Annotated in this window: 19 protein-coding genes and 1 pseudogene; 1 reads left to right on the forward strand and 19 read right to left on the reverse strand. The window is 64.0% G+C overall.

Annotated elements, in window-relative coordinates:
• Window positions 1-44 precede the first annotated feature (44 nt).
• The 10 genes and pseudogenes from coaBC to pyrR all read right to left on the reverse strand — a co-directional run bounded on the left by coaBC (window position 45) and on the right by pyrR (window position 11,408).
• Window positions 45-1,370: a bifunctional phosphopantothenoylcysteine decarboxylase/phosphopantothenate--cysteine ligase CoaBC gene (gene coaBC / locus DR039_RS08520; RefSeq protein WP_111836957.1), complete on the reverse strand. Its 1,326-nt coding sequence runs from the start codon at window positions 1,368-1,370 to the stop codon at window positions 45-47.
• A gap of 17 nt (window positions 1,371-1,387) precedes the next feature.
• Window positions 1,388-1,789, reverse strand: a complete 402-nt coding sequence (gene rpoZ, locus DR039_RS08525) for a DNA-directed RNA polymerase subunit omega (RefSeq protein WP_111836958.1) — start codon at window positions 1,787-1,789, stop codon at window positions 1,388-1,390.
• A 74-nt stretch (window positions 1,790-1,863) separates the two neighbouring features.
• A complete protein-coding gene (gene gmk, locus DR039_RS08530; RefSeq protein ID WP_111837083.1) occupies window positions 1,864-2,439 on the reverse strand; it encodes a guanylate kinase in 576 nt (191 codons plus the stop codon).
• A gap of 53 nt (window positions 2,440-2,492) precedes the next feature.
• A complete protein-coding gene (locus DR039_RS08535; RefSeq protein ID WP_111836959.1) occupies window positions 2,493-2,909 on the reverse strand; it encodes a rhodanese-like domain-containing protein in 417 nt (138 codons plus the stop codon).
• Between the two features lie 55 nt (window positions 2,910-2,964).
• On the reverse strand, window positions 2,965-3,849 hold the full coding sequence (pyrF, locus tag DR039_RS08540) for an orotidine-5'-phosphate decarboxylase (protein ID WP_111836960.1): 885 nt from the start codon (window positions 3,847-3,849) through the stop codon (window positions 2,965-2,967).
• Window positions 3,846-7,167 (reverse strand): annotated as a pseudogene (gene carB, locus DR039_RS08545) (carbamoyl-phosphate synthase large subunit). The gene pyrF and the pseudogene carB overlap by 4 nt, the downstream one beginning before the upstream one ends.
• Entirely contained in the window at window positions 7,167-8,465 is a 1,299-nt protein-coding gene (carA, locus tag DR039_RS08550) for a glutamine-hydrolyzing carbamoyl-phosphate synthase small subunit (protein WP_111836961.1), read from the reverse strand. Before carA ends, carB begins: the two are co-directional and overlap by 1 nt.
• The gene (locus tag DR039_RS08555; RefSeq protein WP_111836962.1) at window positions 8,462-9,784 is read right to left on the reverse strand and encodes a dihydroorotase; all 1,323 of its coding nucleotides are present in this window, start codon (window positions 9,782-9,784) and stop codon (window positions 8,462-8,464) included. Before DR039_RS08555 ends, carA begins: the two co-directional genes overlap by 4 nt.
• Entirely contained in the window at window positions 9,781-10,785 is a 1,005-nt protein-coding gene (locus tag DR039_RS08560; RefSeq protein ID WP_111836963.1) for an aspartate carbamoyltransferase catalytic subunit, read from the reverse strand. Before DR039_RS08560 ends, DR039_RS08555 begins: the two co-directional genes overlap by 4 nt.
• Window positions 10,782-11,408: a bifunctional pyr operon transcriptional regulator/uracil phosphoribosyltransferase PyrR gene (gene pyrR, locus DR039_RS08565; RefSeq protein ID WP_111836964.1), complete on the reverse strand. Its 627-nt coding sequence runs from the start codon at window positions 11,406-11,408 to the stop codon at window positions 10,782-10,784. The genes DR039_RS08560 and pyrR overlap by 4 nt, the downstream gene beginning before the upstream one ends.
• A gap of 338 nt (window positions 11,409-11,746) precedes the next feature.
• Between pyrR and DR039_RS08570 the strand changes: the two genes are divergently transcribed.
• Entirely contained in the window at window positions 11,747-13,123 is a 1,377-nt protein-coding gene (locus DR039_RS08570; RefSeq protein WP_111836965.1) for a glycoside hydrolase family 16 protein, read from the forward strand.
• Between the two features lie 28 nt (window positions 13,124-13,151).
• Here DR039_RS08570 and nusB read toward each other — a convergent pair whose 3' ends face one another.
• The 9 genes from nusB to ruvX all read right to left on the reverse strand — a co-directional run bounded on the left by nusB (window position 13,152) and on the right by ruvX (window position 21,454).
• A complete protein-coding gene (gene nusB / locus DR039_RS08575; protein ID WP_111836966.1) occupies window positions 13,152-13,733 on the reverse strand; it encodes a transcription antitermination factor NusB in 582 nt (193 codons plus the stop codon).
• Window positions 13,734-13,735: 2 nt separating this feature from the next.
• A complete protein-coding gene (gene efp / locus DR039_RS08580) occupies window positions 13,736-14,299 on the reverse strand; it encodes an elongation factor P (protein ID WP_111836967.1) in 564 nt (187 codons plus the stop codon).
• A gap of 198 nt (window positions 14,300-14,497) precedes the next feature.
• On the reverse strand, window positions 14,498-15,178 hold the full coding sequence (locus tag DR039_RS08585; protein ID WP_111836968.1) for an FMN-binding negative transcriptional regulator: 681 nt from the start codon (window positions 15,176-15,178) through the stop codon (window positions 14,498-14,500).
• A gap of 10 nt (window positions 15,179-15,188) precedes the next feature.
• On the reverse strand, window positions 15,189-15,701 hold the full coding sequence (locus tag DR039_RS08590) for a shikimate kinase (protein ID WP_111836969.1): 513 nt from the start codon (window positions 15,699-15,701) through the stop codon (window positions 15,189-15,191).
• On the reverse strand, window positions 15,698-17,512 hold the full coding sequence (aroB, locus tag DR039_RS08595) for a 3-dehydroquinate synthase (RefSeq protein ID WP_111836970.1): 1,815 nt from the start codon (window positions 17,510-17,512) through the stop codon (window positions 15,698-15,700). The genes DR039_RS08590 and aroB overlap by 4 nt, the downstream gene beginning before the upstream one ends.
• Window positions 17,509-18,729 (reverse strand): chorismate synthase, encoded by a 1,221-nt coding sequence (aroC, locus tag DR039_RS08600; protein WP_111836971.1) that lies wholly within the window; start codon window positions 18,727-18,729, stop codon window positions 17,509-17,511. Before aroC ends, aroB begins: the two co-directional genes overlap by 4 nt.
• 57 nt (window positions 18,730-18,786) lie before the next feature.
• A complete protein-coding gene (locus DR039_RS08605) occupies window positions 18,787-19,662 on the reverse strand; it encodes a shikimate dehydrogenase (RefSeq protein WP_407641285.1) in 876 nt (291 codons plus the stop codon).
• Between the two features lie 92 nt (window positions 19,663-19,754).
• Entirely contained in the window at window positions 19,755-20,981 is a 1,227-nt protein-coding gene (mltG, locus tag DR039_RS08610; RefSeq protein ID WP_111836972.1) for an endolytic transglycosylase MltG, read from the reverse strand.
• Window positions 20,978-21,454: a Holliday junction resolvase RuvX gene (gene ruvX / locus DR039_RS08615; RefSeq protein ID WP_111837085.1), complete on the reverse strand. Its 477-nt coding sequence runs from the start codon at window positions 21,452-21,454 to the stop codon at window positions 20,978-20,980. The genes mltG and ruvX overlap by 4 nt, the downstream gene beginning before the upstream one ends.
• Between the last annotated feature and the right edge of the window lie 9 nt (window positions 21,455-21,463).

A 21,463-nucleotide genomic window follows, 5' to 3' on the forward strand; every position in this document is an offset into this window, starting at 1 on the left:
GACAACAATGCATGCGCATGGTGGCCTTGCCAACAACCGGGTGCTCAGGAACTGAGGCGCTGGGCCAGCAACTCCACCAAAAGCCGCGCCACGTCGGCCTTAGTGCCGGAGGTACGGGCAACTTCCTGGCCCTGCCGGTCAAGCACCACGACGGCGTTGGGCACATCACCAAAGCCTAAGTGCTCCCCCACGGCGTTCACGGCCAACAGGTCAGCCCCCTTGCGGCGAGCCTTGGCCACGCCGTGCGCCAGCACGTCACCCGTCTCATCGCCGGTCTCAGCAGCAAAACCGACCACAATTTGCCCAGGGTGCAAGGGGTTTCGCACCAGTCCCGCAAGGATGTCAGGGTTCTCCACCAGTTCTAGCCGCAGCGGCTCAGCGGCTTGGTCATCGGCGCCCAAGGGGTGCTTTTTGAGCTTGGTACTGCTGGCCTGCGCCGGCCGGAAGTCGGCCACGGCGGCGGTCATGACCACGGCGTCTGCGCTTGCCCCCTCGCGGTGTACCGCAGCCTCTAGCTCGCGGGCGGTGCCTACCGGCACCACGCGCACGGTGGCCGGCAGGCTTGTGAGCACCTCGGATTCGATATTGGCTGCTACCAGAATCGCCTTGCCACCGGCTTGGGTGACGGCCGCGGCAATCGCGCAGCCCTGACGTCCAGTTGAGCGGTTGCCCAAGTAGCGTACGGGATCCAGGGGTTCGCGGGTGCCTCCGGCAGATACCAGCACGGTGCGCCCGGCAAGCACTCCCCCTTGGCCCAGGACCTCCCGGGGATCTGCAGCGGCCACAGCTTGCCTGCAATCGTGTTGCTCCAAACTGGCCAGGGCCTGCGCCACCACTCGCTCTGGCTCCGGGAAACGTCCTTTTCCGGAATCAGCACCGGTAAGGCGCCCGGTATCTGGCTCAATCACCACCAGCCCACGGCGTCGCAGGGTGGCCACGTTCTCGCGAGTAACGGCCGCCTCCCACATCTGCGTGTGCATGGCGGGCGCCAGGACCACTGGTGCTGACGCGGTCAAGATAGTGGCAGTGAGCAGGTCGTCAGAGCGACCAGCGGTCACGCGAGCCAGCAGGTCCGCGGAGGCCGGAGCCACGAGCACCAGCTCAGCCCATTCGGCGATGGCCACATGTTCAACGGCCGCCGGGTCGTCAAAGACGCCGGTAGCCACTGGTCTGCCGCTGATGGCAGCCAAAGTGGGGGCGCCGATGAAGCGCAGGGCTGCTTCGGTTGGCACCACCTTGACCTCATGTCCTTGAGCGCGCAGGGCCCGGATCACGAATGGTGCTTTGTAGGCGGCTATGGAGCCTGAGACGCCGACGACGACGCGCCGCGACCTAGGTAGGTGCGCGGCGCGTGTGGGCTGTTCAGCCACGCTGGGGTCCTGTGGGCTCAGAACTGGATGTCGCCTAGGTCGACGGCGGGGGCCGCTTCCTCGGCGCCACTAAGGGGCAGGTCCACGTTGATGTCAGCGAACATATCGGCTTCGGCGGCGCGGCGCGCCTCCTCCAGCTCGGCGCGACGAGCCCGCGCCTCCTCACCGGAGATGACTTGCAGCTTCTCGTCCGCGATCTCGCGCAGGGCGATGCCCAGGGGCTTCTCCTCTACCTCGATCTCCACCAGGGGGCCGAAGAACTCGAGCTGGTTGTCTTCAAGCTGCTGGTTGTAGGTGTTGATCTGGCGGGCGCGCTTGGCGGCCTCCACCACCAGCCCGTACTTCGAGTCGACCTTGTCGAGCAGCTCGTCGATCGGGGGGTTGGTGATGCCCTCGGGCTGGGGCGAGGTTCCAAGCATGTGTTTGGCTCCGCTTCTGAGTGGATACTGCACGGGCCAGGTTATTGGCTCGCGGCGCTATACGTCGTCAGATTTTAGCGCGTCAGGCCTATCAGGCACTCGAGCTCATCCGTGGCACGCGACACGGTGTCATTGACGACGACGTGGTCGAACTCGCTTTCAGCAGCCAGTTCTGTGCGGGCGGTGGCCAACCGACGCTGTTGTTCTGCCGCGTTCTCCGTGCCTCGCCCTTGTAGACGCTTGACGAGTTCCTCCCAGCTGGGTGGGGCAATGAAGATCAACTGGGCCGCAGGCATGGAACGGCGGACCTGGCGAGCCCCGTCCAAATCGATCTCCAGCACCGCGGGTTTGCCGGCGGCCAGGCATTCCTCCACCGGGCGGCGAGGCGTGCCGTAGCGGTGGGAACCGTGCACTAGAGCCCCCTCGAGCATCTGCCCCTCAGCCACCAGCTGGTCGAACTGCTGCTCTGTGACAAAGTGGTAGTGCACGCCGTCTACCTCACCCGGACGCGGTGCCCGGGTGGTGGCGGAGATAGAAACAAAGAGACCGGGGTGGCGGCGCCGCAGCTCTGCAACGAGTGTGCCCTTGCCGACGGCGGTCGGGCCAGCAATAACGGTCAGACGGGGGCAGGGATGGACTGGGGAGGTCATGGTGGCATGATGCCGTACCTGCGTCAGTGCTTCATTACCCTTCACTGAAACCACTACTTAACCACCGAAAGACCGAGCTTTTTGGCTGCTTCCTGCATGCCGCCAGCGTCTTGCACGTCTGTGAAGCCTAGGGCCTGCATGCGCTCCACGGCCTTGGCCGAGCGGTTGCCAGAGCGGCAGTACACGGTGTAGCGCTTGGACTTGTCCAGGCTGCCGATCTGCTGGTCAAAGTCACTGCTTTTGACGTCGTAATTCTGCGCCCCTTCCAGGTGACCTCCCCCAAACTCCGCCTCCGTGCGCACATCCAGCACGATGCCGTGGTCTGCAGGGGTACTTCCCTTCGGGGTGGAGGCTTCACTGCTCTTCGCTCCCTTGCTGTCACTGCCGCTGCCACAGGCGCTTAGCGCCAATAGCGGCAAGGCGGGCAGGGCAAAGTTAAGCAAGGTGCGGCGACTGGGAGTGGCTGGCATGCTTCGGCTCCTAGGTGTCTGGGTTTGGGGTTGTGCGGGTGGCTATGGCCTGAGGTTAGTCCCGCAATGCGGCAGTTGCTTCCAAGGTGGCCTGGTCTGCCGCAGCGCGTAGTTCGGCTAGCTGTGGTCCGGCACGCAGGACACCTCGGGAGGTGGAGGCCAATACATTGCGGCGGGCGGCACCAAAGACCGCTTGTAGCTCAGCGGCGCCAGCTCCCTGGGCGCCGACGCCGGGAGCCAGCAAAGGCGCATTCGCCTCAGCCAGATCAATACCTAGGCGCGCTACGGCGTCGCCTGTGGTGGCCCCCACCACCAGCCCAACGCTGCCTAGCACCCCGGAAGCACGGGCGGCAGAGTTGAGTTCCGCCACGCCCTCCACAATATTGCGGGCCACAGCCTCACCGTTTACAGCAGCGGCATGTTGAACCTGTGGTCCCTCAGGATTTGAGGTTAGAGCCAGTACAAAGACGCCACGTTGCTGAGCGGCAGCTAGCTCCAAGGCAGGACTGAGTGAGCCCAGGCCCAGGTAGGGCGAAACCGTAATGGCATCTGCTGCCAGCAAGGAGGTGTCATCCAGATAAGCTTGGGCGTAGCCACCCATGGTGGAGCCGATGTCACCCCGCTTAACATCCAGCACGCTCAAGGTGCCGGCTTCGCGCAACGCTGCCAGTGTCTCTTCCAACACCGCTACCCCGGCGCTGCCGTGGCGTTCGAAGAAAGCCGACTGTGGTTTCACGGCAGCTACATGCCCAGTCACGGCCTCCACTACCCGCAGTGAAAAGTCTCGCAGTCCCCGAGGCGTATCCGGCAGACCCCAGGCCGCCAGCAGAGCGGCATGCGGGTCTATGCCCACGCACAGTGGCCCGCACTCGTCCATTGCCGCAGCCAAACGGGCCCCGAATGGCAGGCGCCCAGGGAAGTCTTGGTCCAATGAGTTCATGCCCAAACCTCCTCGCGTCGCTCGGCAGAGCGCCGGGCACTGCGCTCAGCATCGTGCTCCTGCAGGCTTTTCACAGTGAAAGGACCTCGCAGCTGTGCTTCCAGCGCCTGCACCGCGGCTTGCAACTGCTGCACGGTGGTGATGATGGGCCGGTTGGCGCTGGTGGTGGCAGCCCGGATGGAGTAGCCGTCTGCGCGAGCCCCCTGGCCCTTGGGGGTGTTGATCACCATGTCGATCATGCCTGACTCAATGAGCTGCACAATCGTGGGCTCTCCTGCGGCGCCCTGCCCCTGAGAAACCTTGCGGACAACCGTGGCGGGGATGCCGTTACGGCGTAGCACCTGGGCGGTGCCGGTGGTGGCCAAGACCTGGAAACCCAACTCGGCCAAACGAGCCACCGGCATGATGACCTGCCGCTTGTCGCGGTCAGCCACAGAAACGAACACCGTCCCCTCAGGCGGCAGTCCTCCGTAAGCTCCAGTTTGGGATTTGGCGAAGGCACGCGGGAAGTCGATGTCGTAGCCCATGACCTCGCCGGTAGAGCGCATCTCGGGGCCGAGCACAGTGTCCACCACCTTGCCCTCAGGGGTGCGGAAGCGTCTAAAGGGCAGCACTGCCTCTTTGACCGCGATGGCGTCAAGCGGGTCAGTGAGCCCGGCATCGTAGGCAGGTAGATGCCCTGAGGCGCGCAGCGAAGCGATACTTTCCCCTGCCATGAGCAAGGCCGCGGTCTTGGCCAGCTGTACACCGGTGGCTTTTGACACGAAGGGCACGGTGCGACTGGCGCGGGGATTAGCTTCGATGACGTAGAGCGTGTCGCTCATCAGGGCGAACTGGATATTGAGCAGCCCCCGTACACCTACGCCCTTTGCGATGGCTTCGGTAGAACGGCGAATGCGAGCTATCTCCGCGTCGGAGAGAGTCATGGGAGGCAGCACGCAGGCGGAGTCGCCGGAGTGGATGCCGGCCTCTTCAATATGCTCCATGACGCCGCCGAGGAAGAGCTCAGTGCCGTCGTAGAGGGCGTCGACGTCGATCTCAATGGCGTCATCCAGGAAGCGATCCACGAGCAGTGGGCCGTTGGCGTAGGCTCCGCCCGCCTCCTGCCCAGCACGGCGCAGGTAGTCAACCAGACCGGCCTCGTCGTAGACGATCTCCATACCGCGCCCACCCAACACGTAGCTGGGACGCACCAACACGGGGAAGCCGATATCGCCAGCCACAGCGAGCGCCTGTTCATCGCTGCGGGCGGTGCCATGAGCTGGGGCGGGCAGGCCCGCGTGTTCCAGCACCACGCCGAAGGCCTGACGGTCCTCTGCAGCGTCGATGGCTTCTGGAGTGGTGCCTAAAATCGGCACGCCCGCGGCTTTTAGTCGGGCGGCAAGACTCAAGGGGGTCTGCCCACCTAGCTGGATCACCAAGCCAGCCACGGGACCAGCTGCTTTCTCCGCCTCGTAGACCTCCATGACGTCCTCGAAGGTGAGGGGCTCGAAGTAGAGGCGGTCAGAGACGTCATAGTCGGTGGAGACAGTCTCCGGGTTGCAGTTGACCATGACGGTCTCGTAGCGCTCCGCCAGGGCCATGGTGGCGTGCACACAGGAGTAGTCGAACTCAATGCCTTGGCCGATGCGATTGGGCCCAGAACCCAGGATTATCACGGCCTCGCGCTGCCGTGGCGCTACCTCGGTTTCCAGGTCGTAGGTGGAATACAGGTAGGGGGTTCTGGCGGCAAACTCGGCGGCGCAGGTGTCTACGGTCTTGTAGACCGGCCGAAGCCCGTAAGCGTGACGGAGCTCGCGCACAGTGTCCTCACTCAGGCCACGCAGAGCGGCAAGCTGCTGGTCAGAGAAGCCGTGGCGCTTGGCTTCCACCAGCACGCTGGCAGTTAATGCCGGGGCATTTCTGACAGCCTGAGAGGTCTCCTCCAACAGCAGCATCTGGTCCAAAAACCAGGGGTCAATTTGCGTGGCCATGAAGAGCTGTTCCACGGTGGCTCCGCCTCGTATGGCCTGCTGGAGGTCCAACAGGCGGTGCTCTGTGGGCACCTGCAAAGACTCGATTAGTTCAGGCAGTTCCTTAGCTGTGGGAGCCGGACCATCCCAGTGGAATCCGGTGCCCTGCTTGTCGATGGAGCGCAGGGCTTTCTGCAAGGCCTCAGTGAAATTGCGGCCGATCGCCATGGCCTCCCCCACGGACTTCATGGTGGTGGTCAGCTTTGGATCAGCGCCACGGAACTTCTCAAAGGCAAAGCGTGGAACCTTAACCACCACGTAGTCCAAAGTGGGTTCGAAGGAGGCTGGGGTGGATCCGGTGATGTCATTGGGGATCTCATCCAAGGTGTAGCCAACGGCCAGGCGGGCGGCAATCTTGGCGATTGGGAAACCCGTGGCCTTGGAGGCTAGGGCGGAAGAACGCGAGACGCGCGGGTTCATCTCGATGACGATCACGCGGCCTGTGCTGGGGTCTACCGCGAACTGAATATTGCAGCCACCAGTATCCACACCGACCTCACGGATAACAGCAATGCCAATGTCTCGCAGGCGCTGCAGCTCACGGTCGGTCAAGGTCAGGGCGGGGGCCACCGTGATGGAGTCGCCGGTGTGCACGCCCACGGGGTCCAGGTTCTCAATTGAGCAGACGACGACGCAGTTGTCCGCCTGGTCTCGCATGAGTTCGAGTTCGTATTCTTTCCACCTCTAGGAGGACCTCGGTGCTGCGGGAGGCCGCCAAACCTTGCCCAGCGATGCGCTCTAGGTCCTCGGCGTTATAGGCGACCCCGGAGCCCAGGCCACCCATGGTGAAGGAGGGACGCACGACGACGGGATACCCGCCCAGGGCTTCCACTCCAGCGTGACACTCAGCCATAGTGTGGGCGATGACGCTGCGGGCCACTTCAGCGCCACAGCGTTCGACTACCCGTTTGAACTCGTCACGATCCTCTCCAGCATTGATGGCCTGAGCACTGGCCCCAATGAGCTCCACACCGTACTTTTTCAGCACACCGGACTCGGACAGGCTCATGGCGGCATTGAGCGCCGTCTGCCCGCCCAGGGTGGGCAGGAGGGCGTCAGGCCGTTCCTTGGCGATAATGGAGGTGAGCACTTCGGTGCTGATGGGCTCCACGTAGGTGGCATCAGCTATGCCGGGGTCGGTCATGATGGTGGCCGGGTTGGAATTGACCAGGATGACGCGGATTCCCTCCGCCTTTAGGACACGGCAGGCCTGGGTGCCGGAGTAATCGAATTCGCAGGCTTGGCCGATGACTATGGGGCCGGAGCCAATTACCAGAACAGAGGAGATGTCGGTGCGGCGTGGCATCAGGCGGGCTCCTCACTGCTTGATTTGGTAGCAGAGGTATTGACGTCGTGGGGTATTTGACTATTGCTGGCTCGCGCCCGCTCATGCATAAGCCGGATGAAGCGATCGAAGAGGTGCTCGGCGTCGTGAGGACCGGCGGAAGCCTCCGGGTGGTATTGGACCGAGAAGGCAGGCAGGTCCAGGGCCTCTAGGCCTTCCACAACCTGGTCATTCAGACCCACATGGCTTACGCGCACACGCCCGTAGCGGCCGTTGTCGTAGGGGGCGGTGGAGTCCTCCCCCACGGGCGCATCCACAGCGAAGCCGTGGTTGTGGGCGGTTATCTCCACCTTGCCGGAGCGCCGATCCAGAACGGGCTGGTTGACGCCACGGTGCCCGTAGGCCAGCTTGTAGGTGCCGTAGCCCAGGGCCCGCCCGAAGAGCTGATTTCCCAGGCAGATCCCAAAGAAGGGCAGCCCTGCGTCCAAGATGCCGCGCAGCAGTGCCACCTCGGCGTCCGCGGTGCCGGGGTCTCCCGGGCCGTTGGAGAAAAGCACGCCGTCGGGCCTAAGAGCCAGCAGTTCAGGCAGGGTGGTGGACTGCGGCAGAACGTGCACGCGCACACCGCGTTCCGCTAGCTGCCAGGGAGTGCGTGACTTAATGCCCAGGTCAATTGCGGCCACCACCGCCACGGGCTCCTTACCAGCGTGCTCACCGGAGGGCTCCACCACATAGGCGGCGGAGGTGGTGACCTCGGCAGCTAGGGCCTGTCCAGCCATCTTGGGCGCGGAGCGCACAGCGTCCAGGCAGATATCGATAGCTGCCTGACTGGGAGCTTGGCGGGGTTCGGTGGACACCCCTGCGGGCAGGGCATCACCGGAGAAGATGCCTGCACGCATGGCGCCGCGCTCACGTAGGTGGCGGGTTAGGGCGCGCGTGTCTACTCCGCAGATGCCCACCACGCCAGCCTCACGCAGCTCGTCTTCCAATTCGCGGCGGGCACGCCAGTTGGAGGCGCGGCGGGCCGGGTCACGGACCACATATCCGGCCACCCAGATGCGTTCGGACTCGGGGTCCTCATCATTCACGCCAGTGTTGCCGATATGTGGCGCCGTCATGACCACGATCTGCCGGTGGTAGGAGGGATCTGTGAGGGTCTCCTGGTAGCCGGTCATGCCGGTGTTGAAGACGATTTCGGCTAAAGTCCGCCCGGTGGCCCCGTAGGCGCGTCCCACTAGGGTGTAGCCGTCTTCAAGGACCAGCAGGGCGGGGGCGCGTTCCCCAGCGTTGGGCTGAGCGATGGGTATAGGAGTGCTCATGCCTTCGCCCGCAGGCCGTCACTGACGGGCTGGCCGCCTAGCACGGTGGGGCGCCCGTGGAGGAAGGTCGCCATGACCTGTCCGGGCAGCTCCATCCCGGCGTACGGGGTGTTAGCGGAGCGAGTCCATTGGGCGCGCGGGTCCACGATCCGACGCACGGTGGGGTCAACGGCGGTGAGGTTGGCGGGTTCCCCAACGGCGATGGGGCGGCCTTGGTCGGTGATGCGGCCAATATGTGCGGGCGTCTCAGAGAGCACCCGCGCAACGCCGCGCCAGTCGAGGAGGCCAGGCTCCACCATGGTCTGGATGATTACGGATAGGGCGGTCTCCAGACCGGTCATGCCGAAGGCCCCGGCCTGCCATTCACAGTCCTTGTCCTCCAAGGGGTGGGGGGCGTGGTCGGTGCCGACGACGTCGATAGTCCCATCGGCTAGGGCTGCGCGGAGAGCATCAACATCCGCCTGGGTGCGCAGGGGCGGGTTGACCTTGTAGATGGGCGAGTAGCTGCGGGCCAGCTCATCGGTCAGCAGCAGGTGATGGGGCGTGGCCTCAGCGGTGACGTTAATCCCGCGAGCTTTGGCCCAGCGGATGATGTCCACACTGCCGGCGGTGGACAGGTGGCATACGTGCAGGCGGGAACCTACGTGCTCCGCTAGGAGCACGTCCCGAGCGATGATTGACTCCTCGGCTACGGCGGGCCAGCCGCGCAGACCCAATTCAGCAGAGACGCGGCCCTCATGCATCTGAGATCCCTCGGTGAGGCGCGGTTCCTGGGAGTGCTGGGCGATTACGCCGTCGAAGGCCTTGACGTACTCCAAGGCACGGCGCATGAGCACCGGGTCGGAGACGCATTTGCCGTCGTCGGAGAAGACGCGCACCTGAGCTGCCGAGTCCGCCATAGCGCCCATTTGGGACAGATGCTTACCTTCAAGGTTCTCGGAGACGGCCCCGATGGGGTGCACATCCACCCAGCCGGCTTCGCGGCCCAGGCGTAGAACCTGCTCCACGACTCCAGCATTGTCCTGCACCGGAGTGGTGTTAGCCATGGCAAAGACGGCGGTGTAGCCACCAACGGCGGCTGCGCGCGTGCCGGTGTAGACGGTCTCCGCACTCTCCTGACCGGGCTGGCGCAGATGGGTGTGAATGTCCACCAGGCCTGGCAGCAGCACGAGACCAGCGAGCTCATCGTGGCGAATGGTGTCTGCGGGGGCCTGGGCGGCTGCATCTGTGCCCAGGGCAGCAATCTTGCCGTCTACGACGAGCACATCGGTGGGTTCTTCCCCGTAGGGGCGGACGGCGGGCAAGAGGTGAGAGGTCATAGCTGGTTTCCTTCGTCAGCGAGGAGGAGGTAGAGGGCGGCCATGCGCACGGAGACTCCGTTGCCGACCTGCTCGACAATGCGGGAGCGTGGGTCGTCAGCGGCTGCGGCGCTGATTTCTAGACCGCGGTTCATGGGTCCGGGGTGCATGACAATGGCATGCTCGGGGATGGCAGCGCGGCGCACTGCACCTAGGCCATAGCGGCGGCTGTACTCGCCAGGGCTGGGGAAATAGCCGCCTCCTGCGGCACTCATGCGCTCACGCTGGACTCGCAGCATCATGACTGCGTCTGGCTCTACTTCTTTAAGAGCACGGTCCAGGTCGTAGGACACGGAGCAGGGCCAGTCCTCCATGCCGACGGGCAGGAGGGTGGGTGGGGCTACCAGCGTGACTTGGGCGCCGAGAGTAGTTAATAGGTCCACATTTGAGCGGGCGACGCGGGAGTGGAGGATATCTCCCACGATTACCACGCGTGCACCGGCCAGGTCCTGGCCCTGGGCGGCGGGGCTACCATCGCCGCCGCGTTTGCTGCCGGTTTCGGGCCCGCCGGGGGTGTACCAGCGGCGCAGAGTCATGGCGTCTAAAAGGGACTGAGTGGGGTGTTGGTGAGTGCCATCACCGGCGTTGAGGACTGGCACGTCAATCCAGCCAGCGTGGGCCAAGAGGTGTGCTGCGCCATCAGCGCGGTGGCGGATGACGACGGCGTCGGCGCCCATGGCCATGATGGTTTGGGCGGTGTCCTTGAGAGATTCACCTTTGGACACTGAGGAGCCCTTGGCGGAGAAGTTGATGACGTCGGCGCTCAGGCGCTTGGCCGCTGCCTCGAAAGACAGGCGGGTGCGAGTGGAGTCCTCAAAGAAGAGGTTTACGACGGTTTTGCCGCGCAGGGTGGGGAGTTTCTTGACGGCGTGGCGCTGAGTGGCGGCCATGGCCTCAGCGGTGTCCAGCACCATGACGGCCTCGTCGTGGCTCAGGTCTTTGGCAGAAAGCAGGTGTCTCATCGGGTGGCCTCCTCGCTGCTGGCCTGGGTGGTGGGCGCCTCCACGATGCTGACGGAGTCGTCGGCAGCGCCTAATTCGGTTAGTGAGACAACGACTTTCTCACTGCGGGAGGTAGGCAGGTTCTTGCCTACGTAGTCGGCACGGATAGGCAACTCGCGGTGCCCCCGGTCTACCAGCACGGCCAGTTGGACGGTGGCGGCGCGGCCGATGGTGCCTAGGGCGTCCAGGGCAGCGCGGATGGTGCGCCCGGAGTACAGGACGTCGTCTACGAGCACCACGTTGCGGCCCTCAATGCTGCCTCCGGGAATCTGGGTGGGCTGGGGGACGCGGATGGGGTGGCGGCCCAGGTCATCGCGGAACATAGTGATGTCCAGCGTGCCGACTGGTACGTCTGGGGCTGGGATATTGGGGGCTCCAGCGGCACGAGCGTCATCTGCGGCGGCGATTGCCAGGGCCTTGGCTAGGCGTTGGGCTAGAGGGGCGCCAGCTGAGGGGATTCCGAGGAGGATGAGGTTATCGACTCCTCGGTTGCGCTCGACGATCTCGTGCGCGATACGGAAGAGGGAGCGTGCAATCTCGGGTGCCCCGAGGATCCGCTTCCCAGTGGACTCTAATTTGGCCACAGTAAGTGGACCTCCTTCCCCGCCTCACAGGACGGGCTTCAAGGATGTCTGACGGCCTGATAGTAGCGCATGCAAGGTGGTGCTTTGGCATCTGGCAGAGCTTCGGTCGGCTGACCTCGGGGATCCATGGCTAAGCGGCCAAGCTAAAAGCTGGGTCACCACCAGGCATATGGGGACTTGTGCCTGATCAGAAATCTATCGCCGGTCGCAAAGCTCTGACATGATCGTTTTGGTCCTCTGCTGAAACTAGGGGCCGCAATCCCTGCGCAGGCATATTTCCGTGCCGCTCACTCTAGGGGCCGGCATGCCACTGTGCTTACACCAAGGAAGGCGAGAATATGAGAGCTATCTCTAGACGAAGCGCGTTGGCTGGAGCGAGCGTCGGGGTGGGAGTGGCTGCTGCCAGTATCCTCTCCCCCACCTCTGCGTTCGCGGACGGCTACAAGTACGTGTGGAAACGCTCGATCAATCCCGGCGAGACGATTGAGGAGACGATTGGCGAATGTGGCCCTGACCAGGTGGTCCAAGCCAAGTGGCTCTACGACTACAGTCAGGCACCCGCCACCATCTACATCTCTACTGCTGTGCGTCAGGAGGGAAAGACCTGCTACCGCGCCTTGGTGCACAACACCAAGGGGAATATTTGCCTGCGCTTAGAGCGCTGCGATGAGAAGGGCGCAAAGGTCCTGGCTGAAGGCCCTTCAGTACCGGTTGCTTCGTACACCGGTAGGCGTGAGTGGATTCTGCGCACCACCATCACAGGCAACAAGCTTGAGGCCACGGTCGACGGCGTCGCCGCACTGAAGCTCTCCGCGACTGACAGCACCATCGCACAGGGAACCAACGTCAGCCAGACCTATTACCTGTCCAAGCAGGCTAAGACGGCCACAGACATCCGCGGCAACTCACTTAAAGTGACCTCAACTGGCAGTACGGCCCCCAAGGGTTTCTCCAAGCTGATTTTTGAGGACACCTTCTCCACCGGAACCGACTTTGATCCCACCAAGTGGGCCGAGAAGTACCCCGATTGGGACCCCGCCTACGTCAAGTATGACTGGGGGGTTAACACCCACGATGCTCACCGGGTTCGAGATGGCCTGGGGCAGATTCTGTGGCGCAAGCGTGCTGTGCCAATCACCAAGTGGCCAAACCCTGCTGACGTGCGGGCTGGGGTGCAAACGGTTCGCGATGTAGACACCGCCAATCTGGTCACCCTGGGCAAGTTTGCCTTCACCTACGGACGCATGGAGGTTCGGGTGCGCTTCCCGCAGTCCCATGTGGGTCTATGGGGAGGCATTTGGATGCGTCCTACTAAGGGTGATGACGGCGAGATTGACCTAGCTGAGTCCTGGGGCGGCGGTGTCAACACCGGCAAAGTCTCCGCGGACGTCCACTACTCATATGACTCCAATATGAAGAACCGGCATAACCCCAAGCTGGTTGAGCCGAAGCCGGACCTCACGCAGTTCCACGTCTTTGCCGTGGAGAAGACGCCAGATCGCATCACCTTCTACTTCGATGGCAAGAAGTTCCATGAGGTGCTGAGCACGGAGTACCCGGACCGTTGGGCGCGCGCCTTCGGCCCAGACACCCCCTACTACCTGCGGCTGTGTTCCCAAGCAGGTGACACTCCCCAGACGAAGATCGACACCAAGACCTTTACCGAAGCGTCTATGGACATCGACTACATCCGCGTCTGGGAGATGGACAAGTAGTCCAAGCCTGCTGAAGCTGGAGTGTCCTTCAGCGCAGGGTGTCTGCTAGGTCGCCAAGGCGGCCTAGCAGTCCGCCCAAGAACCGTGGTGAGTCGTCAGTGGAGAGCATTTTGGCCAGGGTGAGCGCCTCATCAACCGCTACGGGGGCGTCGACGTCGTCGTTCCAGATGATTTCCCAGGTGGCCACACGAGCAATCGCCCGGTCCACTGCGGGCATGCGGCTAACGGACCAGTCCTTGGCGTGCGTGTCCAAGGCCTCGTCGATCTCCGCTAGGTGATCAGCTACTCCGGCAAGAATCTCCCGCGTATATGCGGGTGCCTCCGTGTGGTTGGCAGAATTAACGGCGCGTTCTGCAGCTAGTTTACGGAGTCTGGTTGCTGCCGCATTAGAGCCGGTAAGAGCCTCGTCAAAGCGGTCGGCCTCGTTGTGTGAGGCCTTCAGCAGGCCGCGTTGGTCTGCTTCAAACAGAATCTCGACGGCGCGACGGCGAGCCTTGGTGCGGGCAGTAACCGCGTGCTTGGTGCTGCGGCCACGCGCGCCGGAGGGCGCGGTGCTGGCCGCGCCCTCCGGCACTGAGGCCTGGGCCTCGTGATTTGCGTCGGAACTCATGCTCAGTCGGTGATGCGTGAGATGTAGGAGTTGTTGCGGGTGTCCACCTTGACCTTGTCACCCGTGTTGAGGAACAGCGGCACCTGGATCTCGGCGCCGGTCTCTAAGGTGGCGGGCTTGGTGCCGGCGGAGGAGCGGTCTCCCTGGAGGCCCGGCTCAGTGTGGGAGATGGTCAGGACCACGGCAGCGGGCAGCTCTACGAAGAGCACATTGTCCTCGTGGAAGGCAATAATCACATCCTGGCCTTCGAGCATGAGCTTGGCGGCGTCGCCGACGGTGGCTGCGGGAACGTAGGTCTGCTCGTAGGATTTGACGTCCATGAAGACGAAGTCTTCGCCGTCCTTGTAGGAGTACTGCATGTCGCGGCGGTCCACGGTGGCGGTTTCCACTTTGAGTCCAGCGTTGAAGGTCTTGTCAACGGTCTTGCCGGACAGGACGTTCTTGATCTTGGTGCGCACGAAGGCGGGGCCCTTGCCGGGCTTGACGTGCTGGAACTCGACAACCTGCCACAGCTGGCCTTCAAGGTTGAGCACGAGGCCGTTCTTCAGGTCGTTCGTCGTTGCCACGAGCGTTTTCCTCACTGTAGGTGAAAGTCTTGACCGCGCAAGACTACCGTGCCCACGGTCTTGCCTGCGGGGACGCCGGTGTCAGGCCCGTCACGCCCCTTTCGGACAACCTTCTGCCCTCCGGACAACCATTGCAGCGTTCGCAGGTTGTTCGAACGGCGCTACGTTGTCCGAACGGCGTTTGGTTGTCCGAAACTGTTACTGCGCTCGGGTGGCAGCGACGGCGCGGCCCCGCTCGGTGCGCCCCAACTCAGCCAACTTGCGGAAGCGAGCCTCGGCGTAGGGCAGCGACACCGTGCGCAAGAACTCAGCCATGGCCGTCTGCCCCTGTTGCTCCAGCTCATGGGCCAGGCTCTTGAGGTCTTCAGGGTGACGGTTCTGACTCATCTTGGCCTTACCTCGCACCTCCTCCAGGCTCACCTCCACGGCCACGATCGCCCGCGCCATACGTTGCAGGGCCGCATCACCCACTGGCTCGAGCACGTCCGTCTGCTCGTACAGCGCGGTCAACCGCCGGGCGACCCGCAGCGCCGCCTGCGGGTCGGGGTCCACGCGCACCTGCCCGCGCACGTGCACCGTCACATAGTCCCAGGTGGGCACATTCGCTTTGCTGTTGTTGGTGGCGTACCACAGTGGGGAGATGTAGGCGTCGACGTCGTCGAGGATGACCAGGCCGGGGCCGATCACTGGCTCACGGACCTGCGGGTTGTTGCGCACCAGGTGGGTGACCAGGGTGCCGCGTTCCTCATCGAGGTAGAAGGGCACCAGGGAGGCCTCGGGGCCGAAGGCATGGACCGTCACCAGGTTCCCGCGCCGGGGCCGGGTCAGGATCTTGTGGATGTGCTCCTCGGAGAGCGTGAAGTGACCGGGGATGTACATGTGGGTGACCCTAGCTCAGCGCCAGGGTCGCAGCCCGCTGCCGGGTGGTGTCGGTGGTGTCGACGACGGCGTCGGCCAACTCGCGGCAGATGGCTTCACGAGCCTTCAGCAACTGCGTAAAACTATGGTGGACAGTGCCCAAAGCGATCGACCGAGGGGCATCCAAGCCGTTTCGGCTCGCCAGCCGCCGCACCGAGCACACCAAAGCCACCACCCGACCACCAGCTTCACGCAGAGCACCCAGTGCCACCCGCAGACCCTCATCCTGCAAACAGCCTGAGCCCAGAGCCAGCACCCCGCCGTCGGATCTCAGCCGCGCAAGCAAGCGAAGGCCCACCCGAGCCTCAACCTCGCGGTAGCGCTGCTCCCCCACGGCCACTAAGGCGAACTCCTGCGAAACTCCAAGCTCCCTAGCCACCTCATGGGCCAGATCCCAGACCACCGCACCCGTGCGCGCGCCGATCTCCTGCGCCACACTGGTGCAACCTGCTCCGGGTGGGCCCAGCAGCACCAGCGCTTTCACGCGGTGACCTGCTTGGTCACACCGGTCACAGCCTCGTGGGCGGCTTGCAGCACTTCAGGCTCGGGCGTGATTCCTAGCAGGGGCATGCCCACCCCCTCCAAGAGCACCAGGCGTATAACCCCACCGCGTACCTTCTTGTCAGAAAGCATGATCTGCGACAGTTCCTCCCAGCGGCCCGCACCCTGAGAGAAACTAATGGGCAGGCCCGCGGCAAGGAAGGCTTCCCGGTGCAGGCGCAGCGTGTCAGCGTCGAGCAGGCCCTGGCGCCTGGCCACCTCGGCCGCAAAGACGCAGCCCACGGCCACGGCTTCACCGTGACGCCATTGGTATCCGGTAGCCTTCTCGACGGCGTGAGCATAGGTGTGCCCATAGTTCAGGACCTCACGCAGGCCCGCCTCCCGCAAGTCCTGGCCCACGACGCGGGCCTTAACCTGGATGGAACGCTCCACCAACTCAGCTAACAATGGGGAGTCCCACTGCTGGCAGTCCGCCGGATCTGCCAGGACGCGATCCAAAATAACCGGATCCGCGACTAAGCCACATTTGACTACTTCTCCCAGCCCGGCGCGCAACTCATCAGCCGGTAGGCCTTTGAGATTGTCCAGGTCACAGAGCACTGTTGCAGGTGGGTGGAAGGCGCCGACCAGATTCTTGCCAGCGCTGGTGTCGATACCTGTCTTTCCGCCCACGGCAGCGTCAACCATAGAGAGCAGACTGGTGGGCACCTGAATCACCGGCACGCCACGCAACCAGGTGGCGCCGGCGAATCCGGCCAAGTCAGTGGTGGCTCCCCCGCCTAGGCCGACGACGACGCCGTCACGTCCCAGATGGAAGGCCCCCAGGCCTTCCCAAAGGGTTTCCAGCGCCCGGGTGCATTTAGAGCTTTCATCCCCAGCTACTTCAAGCGGCACCACCCGCAGGCCTTCCTCAAGCAGTTCCTGCTCGAGGCGCCGGGCCGCAGCTGCCAAGGGCGCCGCATAGACGATCGCCACTCCCCCGGCACCGCCGCCAGGCGCACGCTTGACTGCTTTGGCAACGGCAGCGTCAAGCCCGTGACCAATCAAAACCTCATAAGGCGCCTCACCCTGGACCAGGACACTACGCGGGTTACCGGGCCAGGTGCGAGCCATCCCCGTTGCCCCCTGCCCATCTGCTGCCGGGCATTTGTGGCGCTGCAGTGTGGCCAGGCTGCGAGATACCGGGGCTACCTGCCCGCCCAAGCCGACAAGCACCAGCGCTGCCACCTGTTCCGGGCTCAAGCCGTCAGTGGGCACTGTGAGGGTGGCGACCTCCTGGTACAGGGGGCGTCTGCGGGCGTCCAGGGCCTGCATGCGCGCCAGCACACCTTCGGCTGTGCCCAACTCCTCACCCCCGGCAGCCTCATCGGAGTCGGCGTCGGGGCGCATAAGTGGCCGCCCTTCCCCTGCCCCAATGTGTTGCGCCGCGGTCTCCGGCTGGGCATCCAGGAAGACGACCGTCCGCCCGTCCAGCAGCACCCGGTTGGCTTCCCGCTCAACCGCCCCGCCGCCAAGGGCCACAACCCCCTGGGCATGGTCCTGGCCGAGTAGCACGTAGCGCAGGGCGCGAGTTTCTCGCTCACGGAAGCCGTCCTCGCCTTCCGCATGGAAGATCTGAGGCACGGTCATGCGAGCTCGGCGTCTGATCTCCGCATCGGTGTCCGTGACCTGCACGCCCAAAGCGGTGGCCAGCAGGCGGGCCACCGTGGTTTTGCCCGCCCCCGGTAAGCCCACCAGGACGATCGGCAGGCGGTTGGGGTCAAGATGCAGGTGTTGGTTGGTGGTGGCGCTCACCAGCTTGTCCTTTCCTCAATCCGGGCCAGGTAGGACTTCAGGTTGCGTCGTGCCTCGGCCACGCTGTCCCCACCGGTTTTCTCCAGCAGGGCATGGGCCAGCACCAGGGCGACCTCCGCTTGCGCGACTACCGCGCCAGGTACCACGGCGCAGACGTCGGAGCGTTGGTGTAAGGCAGAGGCTTCCTCGCCGGTGCGCAGATCGATGGTGCGCAGGGCGCGAGGGACGGTGGAGATGGGTTTGAAGGCGGCCCGCACGCGCAGGGGTGAGCCGTTGGAGATGCCGCCTTCTACCCCGCCGGCGCGATTGGTAACGCGGGTAACTTTGCCGCCGGTGACCTGGAGGATCTCGTCGTGGGCAGCGCTGCCGCGTCGGCTGGCGGAGCTAAAGCCGTCACCGAGCTCCACGCCTTTGACTGACTGAATGCTCATCACAGCCGCAGCCAGCCGAGCGTCAAGCCTGCGAGCAGCGCTGGTGTGGGAGCCCAGGCCCACAGGAACTCCGTAGGCAATTACCTCCACGATGCCGCCGAGGGTATCGCCGTCTTTCCGCGCGGCATCAATCTCCGCGACCATGAGTGCGGAGATCGCGGGATCGGTGCAGCGGACGGGGTCGGCGTCAAGGCGGGCGGTGTCCTGCGCCAACGGCAGCTCGGTATCTATGGGCAGCTCCACGCCACCTATGCGCAGCACGTGACTGACCAGCTCCACGCCGGCTATCTGCCGCAGTATCGCTTCTGCAACAGCTCCCAAGGCCACGCGGGAAGCAGTCTCACGGGCCGAGGCCCGCTCAAGAACCGGGCGCGCATCGTCCAGATCGTATTTGAGCATGCCGGGAAGGTCAGCATGGCCTGGCCGAGGACGGGTCAGGGGCCGGTTGCGGGCCACCTCTCGCTCGTCACCCGTGCCTGCGTCAACCAGCAGACTCTCGGGCGGAACCGGGTCGGCACTCATAACGGTCTGCCACTTAGGCCACTCAGAATTGCCGATCTCTACGGCCACCGGGCCGCCCATGGTGCGTCCGTGCCGCACTCCACCTAGGAGCCTGAGCTCGTCACGCTCAAATGCTTGGCGGGCGCCCCGACCATGTCCCAGGCGACGACGTGCCAAGGCCGCTTGCAGGTCCTGGCTGCTGAGCTCAAGGCCAGCCGGTACGCCGTCGATCACCGCCGTGAGTGCTTGACCATGTGACTCGCCCGCAGTGATCCAATTGAGCATGAGTAGATCATCCCACACCACCTGTGCGCTTGGGTGGAGTATCCGGGTGGCCGAGACTCAAACCCGGTCTGCGAGCTCCTCAAGCAGGGCTGCGCGCATGGCCTCCACCGGCGCTTCCAGGCCAGTCATCAGCCGCACCTGTGCCGCCGCCTGGTGTAGCAGCATCAGCCAGCCGGGGGCACAACGCCCACCCTGCTCTTGCCAAGCTGCGGCTAGCTCCGTGGGCCAGGGTGCATAGACCACGTCTAGCAGCACGGCTCCGGGTTTGATGGTCCCTCCTGCCCCGGCCGCTAGTTGCACGGCGGCTGCATCGGCTACGTGTGCCGGCAGGGTGGAGACAACTAGGTCTGCCTGACCCAGTGCCTGAGCCACCACGGCGTCAGCTGCCGCTTCTCCCGGCTGCCAAGTGATGGTGTCTAGTTCCAATCCCATGTGGTGGGCGGCCGTCAGCACCCGCCCTGGTCCAGCTAGGCGCCGCGCTGCCACGGTGATGCTGGAGGCACCTAATTCCGTGAGTGCGGCTAATGCAGAGCAGGCGGTTGCGCCGGCCCCCAGAACTAGCGCACGGCTGCCAGGAGCCAGTGCTCCGGCCGTCTCCCGCAAAGCATGGCTAATACCAGCTACATCCGTGTTGAAGCCGGTTAGCAGGGCGGGCCCGTGCCCGGAGCGCTGTGCCACCACAGTGTTTACGGCACCAACCACTGTGGCCAGTTGCTCTACGGCGTCTAACAGCGGAATCACCCGCTGTTTGTGCGGCATGGTTACTGACAGGCCAACCGGTATAGCACCACCGGGCGCCACCGCAGCCGCCAACTCCGCCAGCACCACCGGCAACTGCGCGGCCGTGACCTCAGCCAATCCGTAGCCCCAGCCCGTCAGGCCGAGAGCCTGGTAGGCGGCGCGGTGTAGGACCGGTGATAAGGAGTGGGCCACCGGCGCCCCGATCACTGCACAGAAGCGCTCTGCACCTTCAACTCCTGCTGGTACCCAGGGCCTTGGAAACCCGCCAGCAGCATCGCTAGTGGTCACGACCCTGAAGAGGAGCTGGAAGTTCCGCTGCACTGGTCCTTATGAGTGTCGCAATAGGTCTTGAGCTTCTGCACATTGGCTTCGTGCTCTGAGGCCTTGGAAGCAAAGAGAGTCTCACCGGTGGTCAGATCCACCGTCACGAAGTACAGCCAAGAGCCCTCTGCCGGACTCTTTGCCGCTGCCAGCGCCTCCTTGGAGGGACTACCAATGGGGGTTGGCGGCAGGCCCTTGTGCACGTAGGTGTTGTAGGCGTTGTTGCTGTCCTTGGTCTCCGTCTCTGACGGGATACCACCGGAGCGACCGAGCCCATAGAGAACTGTTGAGTCCATTTGCAGTAGACCGTTGGTCTCCCCGGAGGTGTCTGCCAGGCGGTTCTCAATGACGCGGGCCACCTTCGGGTAGTACTGAGCGCTATTCGCTTCGCGTTCAATGATGGAGGCCTTGATCAAGGCGGACTCGTAGTCGGCCTCAGCGATGCCCGCCTCCTCGAGGTGCTTGATAGTGGTGGAGACCATGGTGGCGATGACGTCCTTGGCAGTCGCGTTCTCCTGCAGGTCGTAGGTCTTTGGTGCCAGCCAGCCTTCCACATCACCGTTGGCGACAGCCGGCAGACCAATGCCCTGGGCGTCAGCGAAGGCAGCGTCAATATCGGCTTCAGAGAAGTGGCCGACGGTCTTAAGCCGTTCACGTACCTGGGCCTTGGTGAAGCCCTCAGGAATAGTGAGAGTGTGGTCTGACTTGGAGGCCGGGTCCAGCAAGCCCGCCACCGCCTGCGCGGCGGACATCTTGGTCTTAAGCGTGTAGGTGCCCGGCTGGATGCTGCCGGAGTGGGCGTTGGCGTCAAATGCCTCCACAAAACCCTTTACTGAGGCCACTACGTCGTTCTTCTGCAGGATCTCTCCGATCTGCATGCCAGTAGAGCCTTCGGGGATCGTGATGATCACCTGGGTCTCACCCGGGCCTGGGTAATCGGTTACTGCAGTTGAGCTGGAATTGGCGGCCTTGATCTCGGTTATGGCTTCCCGTCCGATGAAGAACACGCCACTGCCTAACACTGCCAAAACCAAAGCCGTAATGATGGCGCGACGACGACGACGACGTTTGCGGAGCGCACGCTCGGCACGTCGTTCGCTGCGACGACGGCGAGAGCCGTCCGGCGCTGTTGAGCTGCTGCTGTCAGTCAGTCCAACTGCATCCAGAAGGTCCTGGTCGTGGTCAGTCACGCTTTGCCTCTCGTTGTCGGGTTAACGGGCACTCCGGCAGGGACCCCGCTGTGTCGCTCGGCGTCAAGCGCCTGGTTGAGGATCACCACCGCCGCGGCCTGGTCTACGACTGAGCGGAATGAACGCTCATTAAGGCCTGCGCCGTGAAGCGCCTGGTGGGCGCTCACTGTGCTCAGACGCTCGTCGACTAGCCTGACCGTGACGGGAGCCACGATGTCAGCCAGGGCTTGGGCCCAGCCTCGCGCATCCTTGGTAGAGGCTGTGCTTCGGCCCTGGAGGTTGGTTGGCAGCCCAACGACTGCCTCAACCGCACGGTACTCCTCAATTAAAGCAGCTGCCTCATCAATGTCGGCCCCGTAGCGGTCCCGCTTAAGAGTCCGCACAGGCACCGCGAGGATGGCCTCAGCGTCACAGCGAGCGACGCCGACGCGAGCCTTTCCGACGTCGAAAGCAAGCCGTACCCCAGGGCGCAGGCCAACTTG

This window comes from Actinomyces bovis (genome assembly GCF_900444995.1).
Taxonomy (GTDB): Bacteria; Actinomycetota; Actinomycetes; order Actinomycetales; family Actinomycetaceae; genus Actinomyces; species Actinomyces bovis.